This is a genomic window from Pseudomonas sp. GT1P32, from assembly GCF_054897805.1.
On the sequence record NZ_CM142704.1, the window covers coordinates 3,145,409 to 3,162,624 of the forward strand.

Annotated in this window: 17 protein-coding genes; 4 read left to right on the forward strand and 13 right to left on the reverse strand. The window is 59.4% G+C overall.

Features of this window, described 5'->3' with window-relative positions:
• Positions 1 to 71 precede the first annotated feature (71 nt).
• The 6 genes from ACYZUC_RS14470 to ppc form a co-directional block, all read right to left on the reverse strand.
• Positions 72 to 893, reverse strand: a complete 822-nt coding sequence (locus ACYZUC_RS14470; RefSeq protein WP_461996485.1) for an isocitrate lyase/PEP mutase family protein — start codon at positions 891 to 893, stop codon at positions 72 to 74.
• Positions 894 to 926: 33 nt separating this feature from the next.
• Positions 927 to 1,787 (reverse strand): DUF72 domain-containing protein, encoded by an 861-nt coding sequence (locus tag ACYZUC_RS14475; RefSeq protein ID WP_008039350.1) that lies wholly within the window; start codon positions 1,785 to 1,787, stop codon positions 927 to 929.
• A complete protein-coding gene (locus ACYZUC_RS14480) occupies positions 1,787 to 2,092 on the reverse strand; it encodes a hypothetical protein (protein WP_008035498.1) in 306 nt (101 codons plus the stop codon). The genes ACYZUC_RS14475 and ACYZUC_RS14480 overlap by 1 nt, the downstream gene beginning before the upstream one ends.
• A 233-nt stretch (positions 2,093 to 2,325) precedes the next feature.
• Positions 2,326 to 3,000: a tRNA (adenosine(37)-N6)-threonylcarbamoyltransferase complex dimerization subunit type 1 TsaB gene (gene tsaB, locus ACYZUC_RS14485; protein ID WP_461996488.1), complete on the reverse strand. Its 675-nt coding sequence runs from the start codon at positions 2,998 to 3,000 to the stop codon at positions 2,326 to 2,328.
• Positions 3,001 to 3,093: 93 nt separating this feature from the next.
• Positions 3,094 to 3,741 carry an adenylate kinase gene (gene adk, locus ACYZUC_RS14490; RefSeq protein WP_461996490.1) on the reverse strand — a complete coding sequence of 216 codons (648 nt, stop codon included), beginning with the start codon at positions 3,739 to 3,741 and terminating at the stop codon, positions 3,094 to 3,096.
• Between the two features lie 287 nt (positions 3,742 to 4,028).
• Entirely contained in the window at positions 4,029 to 6,659 is a 2,631-nt protein-coding gene (ppc, locus tag ACYZUC_RS14495; RefSeq protein WP_461996492.1) for a phosphoenolpyruvate carboxylase, read from the reverse strand.
• Between the two features lie 202 nt (positions 6,660 to 6,861).
• On the opposite strand from ppc, the gene ACYZUC_RS14500 reads away from it, so the two are divergent.
• The 4 genes from ACYZUC_RS14500 (at position 6,862) to ACYZUC_RS14515 (ending at position 10,086) form a co-directional block, all read left to right on the forward strand.
• Positions 6,862 to 7,206 carry a pilin assembly protein gene (locus tag ACYZUC_RS14500; protein WP_461996494.1) on the forward strand — a complete coding sequence of 115 codons (345 nt, stop codon included), beginning with the start codon at positions 6,862 to 6,864 and terminating at the stop codon, positions 7,204 to 7,206.
• Positions 7,207 to 7,569: 363 nt separating this feature from the next.
• Positions 7,570 to 7,983, forward strand: coding sequence for a DUF4398 domain-containing protein (locus tag ACYZUC_RS14505; RefSeq protein WP_461996496.1), 414 nt, complete (start codon positions 7,570 to 7,572; stop codon positions 7,981 to 7,983).
• A 48-nt stretch (positions 7,984 to 8,031) separates the two neighbouring features.
• A complete protein-coding gene (locus tag ACYZUC_RS14510) occupies positions 8,032 to 8,820 on the forward strand; it encodes an OmpA family protein (protein WP_461996498.1) in 789 nt (262 codons plus the stop codon).
• Positions 8,821 to 8,958: 138 nt separating this feature from the next.
• Positions 8,959 to 10,086 (forward strand): metallopeptidase domain-containing protein, encoded by a 1,128-nt coding sequence (locus ACYZUC_RS14515; RefSeq protein ID WP_461996500.1) that lies wholly within the window; start codon positions 8,959 to 8,961, stop codon positions 10,084 to 10,086.
• Between the two features lie 136 nt (positions 10,087 to 10,222).
• Here the strand turns inward: ACYZUC_RS14515 and ACYZUC_RS14520 are convergent, their stop codons facing one another.
• From ACYZUC_RS14520 to prfB, 7 genes are all read right to left on the reverse strand, one after another.
• Complete coding sequence (locus ACYZUC_RS14520; RefSeq protein WP_008039335.1) at positions 10,223 to 10,552, reverse strand: hypothetical protein; 330 nt, start codon at positions 10,550 to 10,552, stop codon at positions 10,223 to 10,225.
• Positions 10,549 to 11,463, reverse strand: coding sequence for an alpha/beta hydrolase (locus tag ACYZUC_RS14525; protein ID WP_461996502.1), 915 nt, complete (start codon positions 11,461 to 11,463; stop codon positions 10,549 to 10,551). The genes ACYZUC_RS14520 and ACYZUC_RS14525 overlap by 4 nt, the downstream gene beginning before the upstream one ends.
• Positions 11,464 to 11,605: 142 nt before the next feature.
• Complete coding sequence (locus ACYZUC_RS14530) at positions 11,606 to 12,856, reverse strand: flavohemoglobin expression-modulating QEGLA motif protein (protein WP_461996714.1); 1,251 nt, start codon at positions 12,854 to 12,856, stop codon at positions 11,606 to 11,608.
• Positions 12,857 to 12,919: 63 nt separating this feature from the next.
• Positions 12,920 to 13,474: a hypothetical protein gene (locus ACYZUC_RS14535; RefSeq protein ID WP_461996504.1), complete on the reverse strand. Its 555-nt coding sequence runs from the start codon at positions 13,472 to 13,474 to the stop codon at positions 12,920 to 12,922.
• 150 nt (positions 13,475 to 13,624) lie between these two features.
• Positions 13,625 to 14,341 (reverse strand): TetR/AcrR family transcriptional regulator, encoded by a 717-nt coding sequence (locus ACYZUC_RS14540; RefSeq protein WP_461996506.1) that lies wholly within the window; start codon positions 14,339 to 14,341, stop codon positions 13,625 to 13,627.
• A 102-nt stretch (positions 14,342 to 14,443) separates the two neighbouring features.
• Complete coding sequence (gene lysS, locus ACYZUC_RS14545) at positions 14,444 to 15,946, reverse strand: lysine--tRNA ligase (protein WP_008034198.1); 1,503 nt, start codon at positions 15,944 to 15,946, stop codon at positions 14,444 to 14,446.
• 85 nt (positions 15,947 to 16,031) lie between these two features.
• A protein-coding gene (prfB, locus tag ACYZUC_RS14550; protein WP_192417889.1) for a peptide chain release factor 2 occupies positions 16,032 to 17,127 on the reverse strand; the annotation gives its coding sequence in 2 pieces (ribosomal slippage) (positions 16,032 to 17,054 and positions 17,056 to 17,127; 1,095 coding nt in all).
• Positions 17,128 to 17,216: the final 89 nt, after the last annotated feature.

Sequence of the window (17,216 nt, forward strand, 5' to 3'; positions counted from 1 at the left end):
GCGACACCCCCACCTCGCGCAGCCGCATCAGTTTGTAGCGGGTGAGCGATCACCCGCAAAAAGCCGCGTTGTCAGCCTTTGAACAATTGATTGGCCTGTGCGTACGGCATCGACCGCGAGGTAAAGCCGAACGTGCCCGAGGTCTTGATCTCTTCGGCTGCGCGGTAGAATTCGCCAAGCGCTGCCAGCGCAAGCGCCGAACCGACGCTGATGCGCTTGACGCCCATTTCGCTCAACTGTTCGACCGTCAGTTTCAACCCGCCGGACATCAACACATTGACCGGTTTCGGCGCCACGGCGCGCACCACCGCCAACACGTCTTCAGCACTGCACAACCCCGGCGCATAGAGCACGTCGGCGCCCGCTTCGGCAAAGGCCTGCAAGCGGCGAATGGTGTCATCCAGATCGGGATTGCCATGCAGAAAATTCTCGGCCCGGGCCGTCAGCGTGAACGGGAACGGCAAACTGCGGGCGGCGGCGACGGCGGCTTCGATTCGCGCCACTGCATGCTCGAAGCAATAAATCGGCGCGCCTGCACGTCCCGTGGCGTCTTCGATCGAACCACCGACAGCACCTGCAGCAGCGGCTCGCAGAATGCTTTGGGCGCATTCAGCGGGATCGTCGGCAAAACCGTTTTCCAGATCGACCGCAACCGGCAGGTCCGTCGCCGCGACAATCGCCCGAACGTTCGCCAGGGTATCGTCCAGCGTCAACCCGCCATCGGGTCGCCCCTGAGAAAAGGCAAAACCGGCACTGGTGGTCGCCAGCGCCTCGAAGCCCAGGTTGGCGAGCATTTTCGCCGAGCCGGCGTCCCACGGGTTGGGAATGACAAAAGCCCCGGCGCGTTCATGCAGTGCTTTGAAGGCTTGGGCTCGAAGGGTTTGCGCATCCATTGGCAGGCTCCTGAAAAAGGCAGGGAATCCGCCTCAGAGCAGGCCAAGTTGCTCGGCGGCGGGCTCTCTGTATAGCTCAGGCAGCGGCGGCAAGCCAGGCAAACGCAGCATCAGCTTTGCGTGAAAACGTTGCGCCAGTTTCGCCGCCAGCAGGTTGTCGGCGGTGTGCAGGAAGATATACGGCGTGCGCCCTTCTTCGATCCACAAGGCGATTTTCTCGACCCAGGGCACCAGGAACGGGTCGTTGGCTTCCAGTTGCGGGTGGCCAATGAAGCGCACTTGCGGGAATTGCGTGAAGGCCGCCGGACGGGGCGGAACCCTGGGTTTCTTCGATTGGGCGTGCAGCACCGAAGGATCGGTGGACGTGCAACTGAACAACGCCCGCGGATCGAGGCAGATACGTTCGACACCGCGATCCAGCAGCAGGCGATTGAGCGAGCGCTCGGCCTCACCCTTGGCGAAGAAATCGTCATGCCGCACTTCGATGGCCAGCGGCCGGTCCACTGCGTCGATAAAACCCGCCAGCTCGTGCAATCGTTGCGGCGTGAAGCTTTTCGACAACTGCAACCACAGCGGCGACACCCGCTCGCCCAAGGGGCTGAGCAATTGCAGGAAGGTTTCGGTGGCGGTCAATTGTTCGCGCAGGTCACCGCCGTGGCTGATGTCGCCGGGGAACTTGGCGGTGAAGCGAAAGTGTTCGGGCATGGTCTCGGCCCAACGCTGCACGGTGCTGGCAGCCGGGCTCGCGTAGAAGGTCGTATTGCCTTCCACGGCGTTGAATACTTGAGAATACAGATTGAGAAATTCGGAGGTTTTCGCGTCTTGCGGATAGAGGTAATCGCGCCAGGCGTTTTCACTCCAGGACGGGCAGCCGAGGTAGTAAGGCAGCCGCATCAGATATACAGGTCGAGACCCATCACATCCGAATCCCAATCGACAAAATTGGCGGTGCTGAGGTAGCTGGCCAGGGCCATCGCGACGCTTTTGCTCATGGCGCGGTGGTAAATCATGTCTTGTTGGCGCGCCGGCAGATTGCTCAGGCGCTGCGCGGAGGCTTTGGCGGCGCGGGCGGCCATTTGCTCTTCCGAAGGGAACTCCAGCTCGCCCTCGATATCGACGGAATCGTCCTCAACCACATGCCCTTTGCGAGGCTTGCGCTTGATGGGGTAGGACTGAGAGGAAAGGCCGTCTATGCGCATAATGTCATGCTCGGTATCAGTGATGGCAGTTTAGTGGCGCATAGCCCACTTCGCAAACCGCTTGGTGATAACTAGAACACAGAATTGCGAAAAGGTTTAAAGGCGAGGGGATAAAACGACGATTGGTTACATCCCCTAAATCGCCTTCGCGGGCAAGCCTCGCTCCTACAGGGGCCGCGCAAACCCTGTAGGAGCGAGGCTTGCCCGCGAAGGAGACAACTCGGTATCGCTGATTAACGCGCCTTGGGCGTCGCCACTTTATCCCGCAGATAAACCGGCTGCGCCTCATCCGCCACAATCGCTTCACCCCGTTCCCAGGCAAATCGCGCCAGGGTCAGCAGGTCTTCGGCGTGAGGCAACATGCCCGCGTCCTGACCACTCACGCTGACGGCGATGCGTTCGGCATAACCCCAACCGGTGCCGGCGCCAAACCAGTCACCGCTGGCATCCGCCGGCAACGCCGCCACTTCCGGCGGCAATACGGCTTCGTTGCCGACCAGACGCATCTCACCCGCCGTTTCGCGGTAGCAGCCCCAATACACTTCGTCCATGCGCGCATCGATGGCGGCCGCGACCTGGCTCACACCGTGTTCGCGATACGCCCGCTGCGCCAGCACCGCCAGGTTCGACACCGGCAGGACCGGTCGATCCAGGGCAAACGCCAGGCCCTGTACCACGCCGATGGCGATACGCACGCCAGTGAATGCGCCCGGCCCACGGCCAAAAGCGATGGCATCGACCGCTTGCAAGGTGGTCCCGGCATCGGCGAGCAATTGCTGGATCATCGGCAACAGCTTCTGCGCATGCAGGCGCGGGATCACCTCGTAATGGCTCGTCACTTTGCCGTCATGCAGCAAGGCAACGGAGCAAGCTTCAGTCGCGGTGTCCAGGGCCAGCAAGGTGCTCATCGATGTTTCCGTAAGAGAGGTCAGAAAAAGTGCGCCAGTATAAACAACTACGGCCCGCAAGCGGGCCGTAGAAGATGAAGCGGTTCAGACTTTTCAGCTCAGCGCTTCAAGCACCTTGCCGGTGATCGCTTCAACCGAACCGACGCCAGCAATGTGGCTGTACTTCGGCTTGCCTTGAGCCGCCGACAGCTTCTGGTAGAAATCCACCAGTGGCTTGGTCTGCGAGTGGTAGACCGACAGGCGATGACGCACGGTTTCTTCAGTGTCGTCCTTGCGCTGCACCAGTTCTTCACCGGTGATGTCGTCTTTACCAGCAGTTTTTGGCGGGTTGTAGACGGTGTGGTACACGCGGCCGCTGGCCTCGTGAACACGACGACCAGCGATACGCTGAACGATTTCTTCGTCATCGACTGCGATTTCGACCACGTGGTCCAGCTCGACGCCGGCCTTCACCAGGGCTTCAGCCTGAGGAATGGTGCGCGGGAAACCGTCGAACAGGAAACCGTTGGCGCAATCCGCCTGGCTGATGCGTTCCTTGACCAGATTGATGATCAGGTCATCGGAAACCAGGCCACCGCTGTCCATGACGCTCTTGGCGATCAGGCCCAGCTCGGTGCCGGCCTTGACCGCAGCACGCAGCATGTCGCCGGTGGAGATTTGCGGGATGCCGAACTTTTCGGTGATGAACTTAGCCTGAGTACCTTTACCGGCCCCGGGAGCTCCCAGCAGAATGACGCGCATCGATGTGCTCCTCAATTTTTTATATAGATAACAAAGGATTCGCCTCGTGGGGCCAATCTCAAAACAGGGTCGTGACCGCCCAAACGGCCAAAGGCTGATCAAGATACACAGCAGATCCTACGCACACAAGCCGTCGAAAGTCGGAGAAACCCGCGCCTTGCGTGACCTTGCGACGGGGTACCCCAAGTCGCAACCCCATCATTAACTGTCGCCTGGCAGCACTTTTCAACCCCGCGCGAACCGGCACTCGACGCCCGCGTCGAGTGCCCTAACCCACGACGAAAACCTTAGCCGGTATTTCGCAAACCGGCGGCAATCCCCGCCACAGACACCAGCAACGCCTGTTCTACCGGGCTGCCCTGCGCCACTTCCTGCAGGCGCGAACGTGCCAGCAACTCGGCCTGCAATAGATGAAGCGGGTCGAGGTAGGTGTTGCGCAAGCGGATGAATTCGAGGGTAGCTGGGCTATGTGCCAGTAGCTGAGACTGACCGGTCAACCCCAGAACAATCGAACACGCCTGCGACAATAGGTCGCGTAAGTGCGCACCCAAAGGCAGCAGATCCGGCTCGACCAGCCGCTCATCGTAGGAGCGGGCGATATCCGCGTCGGCCTTGGCCAGGACCATCTCCAGCATATCGATGCGCGTGCGGAAGAACGGCCACTGCTCGCGCATTTGCCCCAGCAGCTCGCCTTCACCACGCTCCAGCGCCTTGCTTAACGCGGCTTCCCAGCCGAGCCAGGCCGGCAACATCAAGCGTGTCTGGGTCCAACCGAAGATCCACGGTATTGCCCGCAGGCTTTCGATCCCGCCGGCGCGGCGCTTGGCCGGGCGACTGCCCAGTGGCAGGCGCCCCAACTCCTGCTCTGGGGTGGACTGGCGGAAATACTCGACGAATTGCGGATTTTCCCGCACCACGGCGCGGTAAGCACTGACACCGTCTGCCGCCAATTCGTCCATCAAATGGCGCCAGGCGGGCTCCGGTGGTGGCGGTGGCAACAAAGTCGCCTCCAGCACCGCCGCCAGATACAAGTTGAGATTTTGCTCGGCGATGTCCGGCAGGCCGAATTTGAAACGAATCATTTCCCCCTGCTCGGTGGTGCGGAAACGCCCCGCCACCGACCCCGGCGGCTGCGACAGAATCGCCGCGTGCGCCGGACCGCCACCACGCCCCACGGTGCCACCGCGACCGTGGAACAACAGCAGTTCCACCTGCTGCTCGCGGCAGATGTCGACCAGACGCTCCTGCGCCCGATACTGCGCCCAGGCCGCCGCCGTGGTGCCAGCGTCCTTGGCCGAGTCGGAATAACCGATCATCACTTCCTGCGGCCCTTGCAGGCGCGCGCGATAACCCGGCAGCAGCAACAGTTTTTCAATCACCGGGCCGGCGTTATCAAGGTCGGCAAGGGTTTCGAACAGCGGCACCACGCGCATCGGCCGCAATACACCAGACTCTTTGAGCAGCAGTTGCACGGCCAGCACGTCGGAAGCGGCGCCGGCCATGGAGATCACGTACGAACCAAGCGAAGCGCCCGGTGCGGCGGCGATTTCCCGGCACGTGGCAAGCACTTCAGCGGTGTCGGCGGAGGGTTTGAAGTACGCCGGCAACAACGGCCGACGGTTGTTCAACTCGCGCATCAGGAAGGCGATGCGCTCCTCTTCGCTCCAGTCTTCGTAGCGACCGAGGCCGAGGTAATCGGTGATTTCCGTCATCGCCGCCGTGTGACGGGACGAGTCCTGACGCACATCGAGGCGCACCAGGAACAAGCCGAAGGTCACCGCACGACGCAGGCAATCGAGTAGCGGTCCATCAGCGATCACGCCCATGCCGCACTCATGCAGCGACTGGTAGCAGAGCTCCAGCGGGTCGAGCAAATCGCGGTTGTTTTGCAGCACATCGGCGGGGGCCGGCGTGGCTGTCGTCAAGGAAGTGTGGGCCCAGCTTCGAGTGGCGCGCAGGCGTTCACGCAGCTGTTTAAGGACGGCGCGATAGGGTTCGGCGCTGTCGCCGGCCTTGGCTTTCAGCGCGTCGCTGGCCTGTTGCATCGACAGCTCGGCGGCGAGGTGATCGACATCGCGCACGTACAGATCGGCGGCCATCCAGCGTGCCAGCAGCAACACCTCACGGGTCACGGCAGCCGTCACGTTAGGGTTGCCATCGCGGTCGCCGCCCATCCACGAAGCAAAGCGAATCGGCGCGGCTTCCAGCGGCAAATGCAGGCCGGTGGCGTCATGCAGGGCTTTATCGGCCTTGCGCAAATAGTTCGGGATCGCTTGCCACAGCGAATGCTCGATCACCGCGAAACCCCATTTGGCTTCGTCCACGGGGGTCGGGCGGGTGCGACGGATTTCTTCGGTGTGCCAGGCTTCGGCGATCAGGCGCTGCAATTTCGATTGAATCTGCTCGCGCTCGGCGCTGGTCAGGTCGCGGTGATCCTGAGCGGCAAGTTGCGCGGCGATGGCGTCGTATTTCTGGATCAGCGTGCGGCGCGCAACTTCGGTCGGGTGCGCAGTCAACACCAGTTCGATTTCCAGGCGCCCCAGCTGTCGTGCCAGGGATTCGGCCGCATGACCTTCGGCCAGCAGGCGCGTGAGCAACTCCGGCAACACGCGCGCCTCGAACGGCGCGGGCTGGGATTCTTCACGGCGATGGATCAGCTGATATTGCTCGGCGATGTTGGCCAGGTTGAGAAACTGGTTGAACGCCCGCGCCACCGGCAGCAACTCGTCTTCGCTCAGCTGATTGAGGCTGGCGCTCAGTTCGGCGTCCATCGAACCGCGACGGTCGGCCTTGGCGCCTTTGCGGATCTGCTCGATCTTGTCGAGAAAATCGTCCCCATACTGTTCACGAATGGTGTTGCCCAACAGCTCACCCAACAGGTGAACATCCTCGCGCAAGCGTGCATCAATATCGGTCATCAGCCGTTCTCCAGCGAAAAATCCGGGGGTGCCTTGTCGTTCAAGAGTGCCGCCGTAAAGCGCTTCTTACAAGCACACGACGAAGGGACTTTAAACCCCGGGCACGCAAGCTAGTCTGAAGAGTAAGCCGTACAACGGCTTTCGCCGGCCATGGCCGGACACTTACCCTGCCTGCCATGAGCAGGCGCGTCATGAGGTTTTTATGAAAATCCGCGAGCTTGCCAATCACTGGGAAGAAAACGCCAAGGGTCGCCTGACCGACACCGGCTACTCGATTCATCTGGATGTGGAGGCCGCCGCGCGCTTGGCGGCGATCATCGAGATGTACCCCAAGCGGCACCCTGAAGAACTGCTCGGCGAGTTGATCGGCGCGGCGCTCGAAGAGCTGGAAAAGAGCTTCCCGTACGTGAAAGGCTCGACTGTCGTGGCCACCGACGAAGAAGGCGATCCGCTGTACGAAGACATCGGCCCGACCCCGCGATTTCTCGCGTTGTCCCGGCGGCATTTGCACGATTTGTCATCTGGTGAGGACAAGCAGAAGCACTGAATTTGACAAAGACTCTGTAGGAGTGAGCCTGCTCGCGAAGAGGACGTGTCAGTTGGAATAAATATCGACTGACACGGCCTCTTCGCGAGCAGGCTCGCTCCCACATTGGCTTGTGCCCCCTTCAATTTTTGCGCGTTTGTGCCCCCGCAATACCCCCTCCTATCGCCAAAGTTCCCGATTTAGAGCCTTGTCCGTTCGGTCAAAGTTTTTTCGGGCGACAGGCCATCTTCTCTGAACTTTTAAAAAATGCCTCGGGTCGTAACCAGTAACCACGCCTGGGACGGCCGTTTAAAAACGCTTCGAAAATTGATGGTTGCGGCTCCTTGCCCAGGATGGATGTTCAGTTTTTCAGGAGTTATTCCAATGGAGTTGAAGACCATGAAGATCAGCACTGCCAAGTCCGCGTCCGCCTCCCTGCGCAGCCTGAAACTGGCCGCCCTGGCCATCGGCAGCAGCCTGGTTCTGGCCGGTTGCGCCGGTAACCCACCGACCGAGCAATACGCCGTAACGCAATCGGCCGTGAACAGCGCCGTTAGTGCCGGCGGCACCGAATTCTCGGCGGTTGAGATGAAGTCCGCCCAGGACAAGCTCAAACAAGCCGAAATCGCGATGCACGACAAGAAGTACGACGAAGCCCGAGTGCTCGCCGAACAGGCCGAATGGGACGCGCGCGTCGCCGAACGCAAAGCCCAGGCAATCAAAGCCGAACAGGCGGTGAAGGACTCTCGGATAGGGGTTCAGGAACTGCGTCAAGAAAGCCGGCGCACCGTGCAATAAGCGCCGCCACGACGTACTTCTTACTCGACTTAAAAGGACGATACCCACATGCGCAATCAATTGATGATCCCTGCCCTACTGGCCGCAAGCGTAGCTCTGGCTGCCTGCTCGACGCCGCCTAACGCGAACCTTGAACAGGCCCGCACCAACTACAGCGGCCTGCAAGCCAACCCACAGGCGAGCAAAGTTGCGGCGCTGGAAACCAAGGACGCCAGCGATTATCTGGACAAGGCCGACAAGGCCTATCTGGACAAGCGAGACGCGAATGAGGTCGATCAACTGGCCTATCTGACCAATCAGCGTGTTGAAGTGGCGAAGCAAACCATCGCCCTGCGCACCGCTGAAGCCAACCTGAAGAATGCTGCCGCACAGCGCGCCCAGGCACGTCTGGATGCTCGCGACGCGCAGATCAAACAGTTGCAGGACAGCCTGAACGCCAAGCAGACCGATCGCGGTACGCTGGTAACCTTTGGTGATGTGTTGTTCGCAACCGACCGTGCCGACCTGAAGTCCAGCGGCCTGGCGAACATCAACAAACTGGCGCAGTTCCTTCAGGAAAACTCGGACCGCAAGGTGATCGTCGAAGGCTACACCGACAGCACCGGCACGGCGTCGCACAACCAGTCGCTGTCTGAGCGTCGCGCCGGTTCCGTGCGCACGGCACTGGTGAAAATGGGCGTTGATCCTGCCCGCATCGTTGCCCAGGGTTATGGCAAGGAATACCCGGTTGCTGAAAACGGCGACGCTTCGGGGCGTGCCATGAACCGCCGTGTAGAAGTGACCATTTCCAACGACAACCAGCCGGTGATCCCGCGTTCGGCGGTGAGCGCCAACTAAGCTTCATGCCTTAACGCAAAAGCCCCGCCTGAAGTGATCAAGCGGGGCTTTTTTGTAACTGTCATTTATGACAGTAGTCGAGCTTTCTATTTAGGCTTAACTTGGCTCCGGTGCTGATAACACATTGGGAGCTGCGTGATGCGTAAAACAATGATTTTTTGTCTAGCGTCAATCCTTGCAGGCTGCGCGAGTAACCATATTCCAGACAATGAGTTTGTGTATGACGAAAGGGACGCCATACCCAGCGACATTCCCTTGCCCAAACCGGGCGTCAATCAGCGTCCCATCGTGGGGGTCAAAAAGGTTCTGGTGAGTGTGGTTAACTGGGAAGGTGAAACCATTCTGGACACACCTCTGACCCTTAAAGACACCCTGTCTACAGACCCAAATTCATTACGCACCTATATCCTGGCAGCCTCACACGGAAAGCTGACCCTGGAAGGGCAAGTGATCTCCCATACCTCCGGTCCAAGGCCGGAGGAATGTAAAAGCGGTGGGCCGTCTTATCCAATGGCATTGTCCATTGCAGAAGGTGAGAAAGCAGCGAGGGCACATGGACTTGATCCGAAAGATTTCGATTTTCTGATCAATGTCATTTCTTGTAGAGGGATGGCAAGTGCTTATGTGCCTGGGCGGTACATGGGTGTTTACGGTCAAGGTAGCCCACATTTGTTCAAGCATGAGTTCGGACACAATCTGGGGTATTCCCACGGGAATACGTACACCCGATGCCCAACAGACGGCGACACCGTGGCAGCCCCAGCCAATTGCACCACGATCGGATATGGCGACACGGGAGATTCGGTTTCAGGTGGAGGAACACTCTACCCTGCGAGCAACCGCTGGTATTCCGGCTGGCTGGATATCTCACAAGCCATCTTTATCGGGCATACCGGGTTTTATAGTTTGAACGTGCTGGGAGGAGAGGGACCGCAGCTATACCTTATTTCTCGTGCCGCGCAGCCCTTTGATCAACTGACTCTGGAATATCGCAAGCCAACCCGGTTCGATGATTTCCCGCCGTCCGATAATAGGGTGAATGGCGTTTGGGTGAGATACACCAAGATAGGGCTCTCACTTCACAATACTCAACTCGATGCTTCACCGGAAACGCCGGCGACCGATGACCCCACATTGTTATCGGGAAAAATTTTAAAAGATGAGTCGGGGGGCATCACAGTTAAGACATGCACGACCTCCCTTGAAGGAGCGACACTTGCCATTGCCATCAACGGTGAAGCCTTGCCTGATTGTTTGTCGAGATAACACCTATATGGCAGCAATCCAGGGGGCTACTTGAGTCTACCCATGTTGTTGACCGCTCCGTATAAAACAATCAACCGCAGACTCGAGCCCCAGATCTCACAACTTAGTGATACTGAAAATACTTACAAACCAAATGTCATTGCTCCAGCTTCTGCGGGGTTTCCTGGCCCATGCAGCGCACGGCTTTTTTCTTGTTGTTGACCAATACGCCGGTCAGGCCTTTCTGTTCGGTGTCGAACATCACCAGCACGCCATCGATGCACTGGGCCACTTGTGGAGCCGGTTCCAGGGAGACTTTGTAGTCTTCGCCCGGCACGGTCTTGAGCATGGTGAAGTCGCTGAGCAGCAGCGCATCTTCGGGTTTGGCGAAGTGCAGGTAACCGTAGTACCACAGGGCCCCGACGGTGCCGAGGATGCTGCAGATACCGGTGATGATCAGCGGGATGGCGTTACGTTCTTCACTCATTGCGGACTCTCTGGTGGTTCATCTTCTGAATTCGGGGGTGCCGGGTAGTTGGGGATTTCACCCAGGCGGCGCAGGCCGTTGAAATGCTGCGGGTCATCGAGGTATCGCAGCATGACCTTGCGCCAGACCGGGTCGGCGAACGTCTGCACATGACCACCACGGGTCAGTTGCAGCACTCGCGGCGGCGGCGCAGCTTGATACAGACGGATGCCGTTGGAAAGGGGCACGATCGGATCGTCGATGCTGTGATAGATCAGTTTCGGCACGCCGTTGAGCTGCGCCATAGAGTGGATCGCGCTGTCACCGTCCGGCACCAGCCACGACAGCGGCACCTGGAATGCCCATGTCAGCCAGGAATTGCTCAGGGCGAATTGGCCGATGCTGCGATAACTGGCGGGCACGCCATCGAGGACGAAGGCCTTGAGTTGTTTCTGGCGTTCGGGATGCTGAACCAGGTAATGCACGGCCATTGAGCCGCCCAGACTTTGCCCGAGCAGGATCAACGGTTTGCCTTTGACCTCCGGCGCCTGGTCGAGCCATTTGAACGCGGCGTCGATGTCCTGATAGATCGCCGGCAAACTCGGTTCGCCTTCGGACAAACCGTAACCGCGATAATCGATCAGCAGCACTTGATAGCCTTCCTCCGGCAACCACCAGCTGCCGCCCAGATGCATCGGCAGATTGCCGCCGTTGCCGTGCAGGTGCAGCACCGTGCCTTTGACTTCGACGCCTTTTTTCGCTGGCAGCCACCAGCCGTGCAGTTTGAGGCCGTCGGCCGTGGTGAGGGTGACGTCGCGGTATTCGAGCTTGGCTTTTTCCGGGGTGAACAGCTGGCCGGGCTCGGGGTAGAACAGCAAAGAGCTGCACCCGCCGAGGGTTAGAAGAAGGAAGAGGACGCCGAGGATTCTCATCCGTTGAAACCTCGCTTTTAGGATTGATAGCAAGTCCTGTAGGAGCGAAGCTTGCCCGCGAAGGCGGCATAACATTCAACAGGCATGTTGACTGACACAACGCCTTCGCGGGCAAGCCTCGCTCCTACAAGGTGTGCGGTGATTAGAGGATATTGGAGTAATCCGCTTCGATCCGGTCCAGGCTCAGGTGGTTCAGGAAGTTGGAGAAGCACATCCACGCCGACAGCGCGTTCATGTCACGGAACTGTTCCGGCAGATATTTCGGCGGCACCACCAAACCCTCATCGACCAACTGGCGCAAGGTGCGCATGTCTTCCAGCGTAGTCTTGCCGCAAAACAGCAGCGGCACTTGCTCAAGTTTGCCTTTACGCACGGCCAACTGAATGTAGTTGTAAACCATGATAAAGCCCTTGAGGTAGGACAAGTCTTTGGTAAATGGCAGACCGTTCGGCACCGAACCACGGAAAACCCGACTGGCGTTGCCGTAGCTTTCCGCCATCTCAAAGCCTTGCTCGCGGAAGAACTCGAAGATCTGCAGGAAGTCCGCGCCCTCCTCCACCATGTGAATGGCGCGGGTACGGTTGGTCAGTTTGCGCAGGCGGCTCGGGTACGAGGCGAAGGTGATGATTTCCATCAGGATCGCCAGGCCTTCCTGGGTCACCGTCGACGAGGGCGGCCCTTTGGACAGGAAGGTGCAGATCGGCTGGTTCAGACCGTTGAGCGTCGTGCCGACATGCACCAGCCCTTCATGGACTTCCAGCGCACGCACGTCGCGCTCGTTGAACATCGCGTCGGTGCGAATCTTGATGTAGTCGGCGCCGGCCGCCGCATCGGCGACGATGCCGTCGGACTCGAACACCCGAATGGTTTCCTCGGCCTCGCCAAACACTTTGCTTAACCGGGTTTGCAACAGATTCACGGCGTCCTTGGCGGTGAGGATTTTCGGCTCATCCTTCAGGTCACCACGACCATCGATGTTATTCAGATAATCGGAGAGCATCAGGCCAAGATCGGACAGGGTCGGGTCACCCGCGTGAAACGCGTCGGACGCCGCACCGTACAACTCCTGGGAAATCAGGCCGAAATCCTCGGTGCCGCGCGCTTCAAGCATGCGCACCACCATCCGGTATTCCTTGCACATGCGCCGCATGATCTGGCCGACCGGGTTGAACTGGCCAAGCTGACGGGTGATGTCACGCTCGATGTTCTGGAATTCCAGTTTCACTTTGCTGGAGTCGAAGGACAGCGGCCGGTTCAGGTAGTAGTCACGGTCCACCGCCGGCATTTCCTTGCCCTTGGCCTTGAGGAAACCCTTGCGGATGCTCTCGTCCCACTTCACCGCATCCAGGACGCGAATCGGCGTCTGCGCCAGCACAATTCGATCGGACAACATGCGTATCGTCTGCTGGTAATCGTCCACCCGAAACTCCTGTAGAAAAACCGTTATGTGCTGGGTTTATTTGGCTTTGGCCAGGCGCTGATAGCGCACGGCTTCGACGAAGACATCGGAATTGGCCGGATCGTCGAGCCAGGCGAAAACCTGGTCCATTTGAGTGTCGATCAGCACGCCGTCACCGTCGTCGGTCTGGAAACCTTCGCCGCTGAGGACATTCTGCCCCAGGGCCTGGTTGATCTGCTCGAGGTCGAGGTTGTAGACCACCAGTTCATGCTTGTCGGTAAGTTCGAAACCGGCAATGGTGAAATGCCCGCCGAACTGTGCCGGGACTTTCGCCGACAGGTACCAGCGGTTGCCATGGCGCGAGACAGTGAAGGGATAGGCTTCGCGTTCCTTGGGTTTGGCCTTGAAGTAGCTGACCGCCTGATAGCGATTGTCGCCGATGCGCGTCAGCTCCAGGTTCAGCGGCTCGCCCCAGGCGTTGGTGCTGGTCCATTTGCCGAGTAATCCTTTGGGCGCGGGGTCGCTCGTGGGCAATGGCTCCCTGAAGGTCACCAGACAGCCACTGAGCAGCAGGATCGACAAGGCGATCACAACGACGCGCCAGGCTTTCATTCAATACTCCCTATGAACACAGTCCCCCGAATGGTCACGGTCCCTGTAGGAGCGTGGCTTGCCCGCGAAGGCGTTGTATCAGTCAACACACCTGTCGGATATTAAACCGTCTTCGCGGGCAAGCCTCGCTCCTACAGGTTCATCGCAGGATCACACCGACGCGAGTACCAGATGCATATACCGCGTCAGGATACCGAGCATTTCAGCTTCGGCGGCAGGCTCGGCGTCGTTGAGCAGGCCCTGATATTCCATCCGTCCGATAATCGCCGTCAACACTTTGGCATCCTGGTGTGGCTCACGGGAACCCAAAACCTGGAAAAGCTGACACGTACCCTGCAGGAGAATCTGCTGATGCGAGCGCACCAGCAGCGCCAGGCGCGGGTTCAGCAGCGCTTCCTGACGGAACGCCTGTTCGGCCATCAGGTGTTCGCGACGGTTGATCAGTTGCCGGTGAACATAGTCCGCCATCAACCGCGCAATGTCGTCCGCCAGTTTCGAGCGCGACTCGGGGCTGCCGTCGCCGCTGACGACCATCTCGCGCAGCAGGCCTTCATTGTTCACCCACAACTTGGCCATGAAGGCAGCACTGCGCTCCACGTATTGGGCGAAGGTATCGGTGAGCAAGTCATCGATATCCTTGAAATAGTAAGTGGTGGCCGACAGCGGCACACCCGCTTCTGCAGCAACCGCACGGTGACGCACGGCCCGCACGCCATCGCGCACGACAATGCGCATGGCGGCATCGAGAATGTCCTGTCGACGCTGCTCGCTGCCGTGGCGGCTGGCCTTGCGGCCCTGGTACTGAACACTTTCAGCGACCGCAGTGGCGATACCCGCTGCACCTTCTAGAGCCATTGCGCGATTCACGACAGGAATTCCTCTCTCATTTCAAAAGTAACCAATTGATACGTTTGTACCAGACAGGCAATAAAAAGCCGCCTGTTATAGGCGGCTTTTTGTTTGAAACACTTACGCTTGCGGCCGCATGTGCGGGAACAGGATCACGTCGCGGATCGACGGGGAGTTGGTCAGCAGCATCACCAGACGGTCGATGCCGATGCCTTCACCGGCCGTTGGCGGCATGCCGTACTCCAGCGCGCGAACGAAGTCGGCGTCGTAGTGCATGGCTTCGTCGTCGCCGGCGTCCTTGTCGGCCACCTGCGCCATGAAGCGCTCGGCCTGGTCTTCCGCGTCGTTCAACTCGGAGTAGGCGTTGGCGATTTCACGACCACCGATGAACAGCTCGAAACGGTCGGTGACGTTCGGGTTATCGTCGTTGCGACGGGCCAGCGGCGACACTTCGAACGGGTACTGGGTGATGAAGTGCGGCTGCTCCAGCTTGTGCTCGACCAGCTCTTCGAAAATCATCACCTGCAATTTGCCCAGGCCTTCGAAACCCAGCACCTTGGCGCCGGCTTTCTTGGCGATGGCGCGGGCCTTGTCGATGTCATTCAGATCATCGGCAGTCAGCTCAGGGTTGTACTTGAGGATCGAATCGAACACCGACAGACGCACGAACGGTTCGCCGAAGTGGAACACCTTGTCGCCGTACGGCACGTCGGTGCTGCCCAGAACCAGCTGCGCCAGTTCACGGAACAGTTCTTCGGTCAGGTCCATGTTGTCTTCGTAGTCGGCGTAAGCCTGGTAGAACTCCAACATGGTGAATTCAGGGTTGTGACGGGTCGAAACGCCTTCGTTACGGAAGTTGCGGTTGATCTCGAACACTTTTTCGAAGCCGCCAACCACCAGACGCTTGAGGTACAGCTCAGGCGCGATACGCAGGAACATTTCCATGTCCAGTGCGTTGTGGTGCGTTTCGAACGGCTTGGCCGCTGCGCCGCCCGGAATGGTTTGCAGCATCGGCGTTTCCACTTCCAGGAAGTCACGCTGCATCAGGAAGCTACGGATGTGGGCGATGACTTGCGAACGCACGCGGAAGGTCTGGCGCACGTCTTCGTTGACGATCAGGTCAACGTAGCGCTGACGATAGCGCTGTTCGGTGTCGGTCAGGCCGTGGTGCTTGTCCGGCAGCGGGCGCAGGGATTTGGTCAGCAGGCGCACGCTGGTCATTTCAACATACAGGTCGCCCTTGCCGGAACGGGCCAGGGTGCCTTCGGCGGCAATGATGTCGCCCATGTCCCAGGTTTTCACCGCGGCCAGGGTTTCTTCGGACAGGGTCTTGCGGTTGACGTAGACCTGGATGCGACCGGTCATGTCCTGGATCACCATGAACGAGCCACGGTTGAGCATGATGCGACCGGCAACCTTGACCGGGATTGCAGCCTCTGCGAGCTCTTCCTTGGTCTTGTCCACGTACTGTTTCTGCAAGTCTTCGCAGTAGTTTTCGCGGCGGAAGTCGTTCGGGAAGGCATTGCCCTTGGCGCGCTCGGCAGCCAGCTTTTCCTTGCGCAGGGCGATCAGGGAGTTTTCTTCCTGTTGCAGGGCTTGCGGGTCGAGTTCTAGGTCGCTCATGTCTTTAAATATTCCATCAGGTTCGTTGTCCCCGGCGTGGCGCCGGGGATCGCCGGCAAGCCGGCTCCTACAGGGGGGGGCGGCGTTACAGGCCTTGTTTCAGGCTCGCTACCAGGTATTCGTCGATGTCGCCGTCGAGCACCTTGTCGCAATCGCTGCGTTCGATGTTAGTGCGCAAATCCTTGATTCGCGACGCATCGAGTACGTAGGAGCGAATCTGGTGACCCCAGCCGATGTCCGACTTGGTGTCTTCCAGGGCTTGCGAGGCGGCGTTGCGTTTCTGCACTTCCTGCTCGTACAAGCGCGCCCGCAACATTTTCATCGCGGTGTCTTTGTTGGCGTGCTGGGAGCGTTCGTTCTGGCAGCTGACCACGGTGTTGGACGGTACGTGGGTGATACGTACGGCCGAGTCGGTGGTGTTTACGTGCTGACCACCGGCACCGGAGGAGCGGTAGGTGTCGATGCGCAGGTCCGACGGGTTGATGTCGATTTCGATGTTGTCATCGATTTCCGGCGACACGAACACGGCCGAGAACGAGGTATGGCGACGGTTGCCGGAGTCGAACGGGCTCTTGCGCACCAGGCGGTGCACGCCGATTTCGGTACGCAGCCAGCCGAAGGCGTATTCGCCCTTGATGTGCACGGTGGCGCCCTTGATCCCGGCGACTTCACCGGCCGACAGTTCCATGATGGTCGCGTCGAAACCGCGTTTGTCAGCCCAGCGCAGGTACATGCGCAGCAGGATGTTGGCCCAGTCCTGGGCTTCGGTGCCGCCGGAGCCGGCCTGGATGTCCAGGTAGGCGTTGTTGGCGTCCATTTCACCGCTGAACATGCGACGGAATTCGAGTTTTTCCAGCGATTCGCGCAGGCGCTCGACTTCGGCGGCGACGTCATCGACGGCGGCCTGGTCTTCTTCTTCTGCGGACATCAGCAGCAGGTCTTTGGCGTCGGCCAGGCCAGCGTGCATTTCGTCGAGGGTTTCGACGATCTGCGCCAGCAGGGACCGCTCGCGGCCCAGTTCCTGAGCGTACGACGGGTTGTTCCAGACAGACGGATCTTCAAGCTCGCGATTGACTTCGGTCAGACGCTCATGCTTTTGATCGTAGTCAAAGATACCCCCGAATAGTTTCGGAGCGCTCGGACAGGTCCTTGATACTGTTAAGGATCGGGTTGATTTCCATGGCGGGCAGCACTCGTTGGCGAACTTTTGAAAGCCGGCGAGTATAACGGCAAACGGCCGGAAACGGCAGCCCGCTTGGCCGAAAAGGCC

Bases quoted from the DNA above. Each gene is read 5' to 3' on its own strand.
- ACYZUC_RS14530 (WP_461996714.1), bottom strand. From the start codon at position 12,856: ATGTTGTCCGATCGAATTGTGCTGGCGCAGACGCCGATTCGCGTCCTG.
- ACYZUC_RS14475 (WP_008039350.1), bottom strand. From the start codon at position 1,787: ATGCGGCTGCCTTACTACCTCGGCTGCCCGTCCTGGAGTGAAAACGCC.
- ACYZUC_RS14470 (WP_461996485.1), bottom strand. From the start codon at position 893: ATGGATGCGCAAACCCTTCGAGCCCAAGCCTTCAAAGCACTGCATGAA.
- ACYZUC_RS14520 (WP_008039335.1), bottom strand. From the start codon at position 10,552: ATGAGTGAAGAACGTAACGCCATCCCGCTGATCATCACCGGTATCTGC.
- lysS (WP_008034198.1), bottom strand. From the start codon at position 15,946: ATGAGCGACCTAGAACTCGACCCGCAAGCCCTGCAACAGGAAGAAAAC.
- ACYZUC_RS14515 (WP_461996500.1), top strand. From the start codon at position 8,959: ATGCGTAAAACAATGATTTTTTGTCTAGCGTCAATCCTTGCAGGCTGC.
- tsaB (WP_461996488.1), bottom strand. From the start codon at position 3,000: ATGAGCACCTTGCTGGCCCTGGACACCGCGACTGAAGCTTGCTCCGTT.
- ACYZUC_RS14500 (WP_461996494.1), top strand. From the start codon at position 6,862: ATGAAAATCCGCGAGCTTGCCAATCACTGGGAAGAAAACGCCAAGGGT.
- adk (WP_461996490.1), bottom strand. From the start codon at position 3,741: ATGCGCGTCATTCTGCTGGGAGCTCCCGGGGCCGGTAAAGGTACTCAG.
- ACYZUC_RS14535 (WP_461996504.1), bottom strand. From the start codon at position 13,474: ATGAAAGCCTGGCGCGTCGTTGTGATCGCCTTGTCGATCCTGCTGCTC.
- ACYZUC_RS14480 (WP_008035498.1), bottom strand. From the start codon at position 2,092: ATGCGCATAGACGGCCTTTCCTCTCAGTCCTACCCCATCAAGCGCAAG.
- ACYZUC_RS14525 (WP_461996502.1), bottom strand. From the start codon at position 11,463: ATGAGAATCCTCGGCGTCCTCTTCCTTCTTCTAACCCTCGGCGGGTGC.
- ACYZUC_RS14510 (WP_461996498.1), top strand. From the start codon at position 8,032: ATGCGCAATCAATTGATGATCCCTGCCCTACTGGCCGCAAGCGTAGCT.
- ppc (WP_461996492.1), bottom strand. From the start codon at position 6,659: ATGACCGATATTGATGCACGCTTGCGCGAGGATGTTCACCTGTTGGGT.
- ACYZUC_RS14505 (WP_461996496.1), top strand. From the start codon at position 7,570: ATGGAGTTGAAGACCATGAAGATCAGCACTGCCAAGTCCGCGTCCGCC.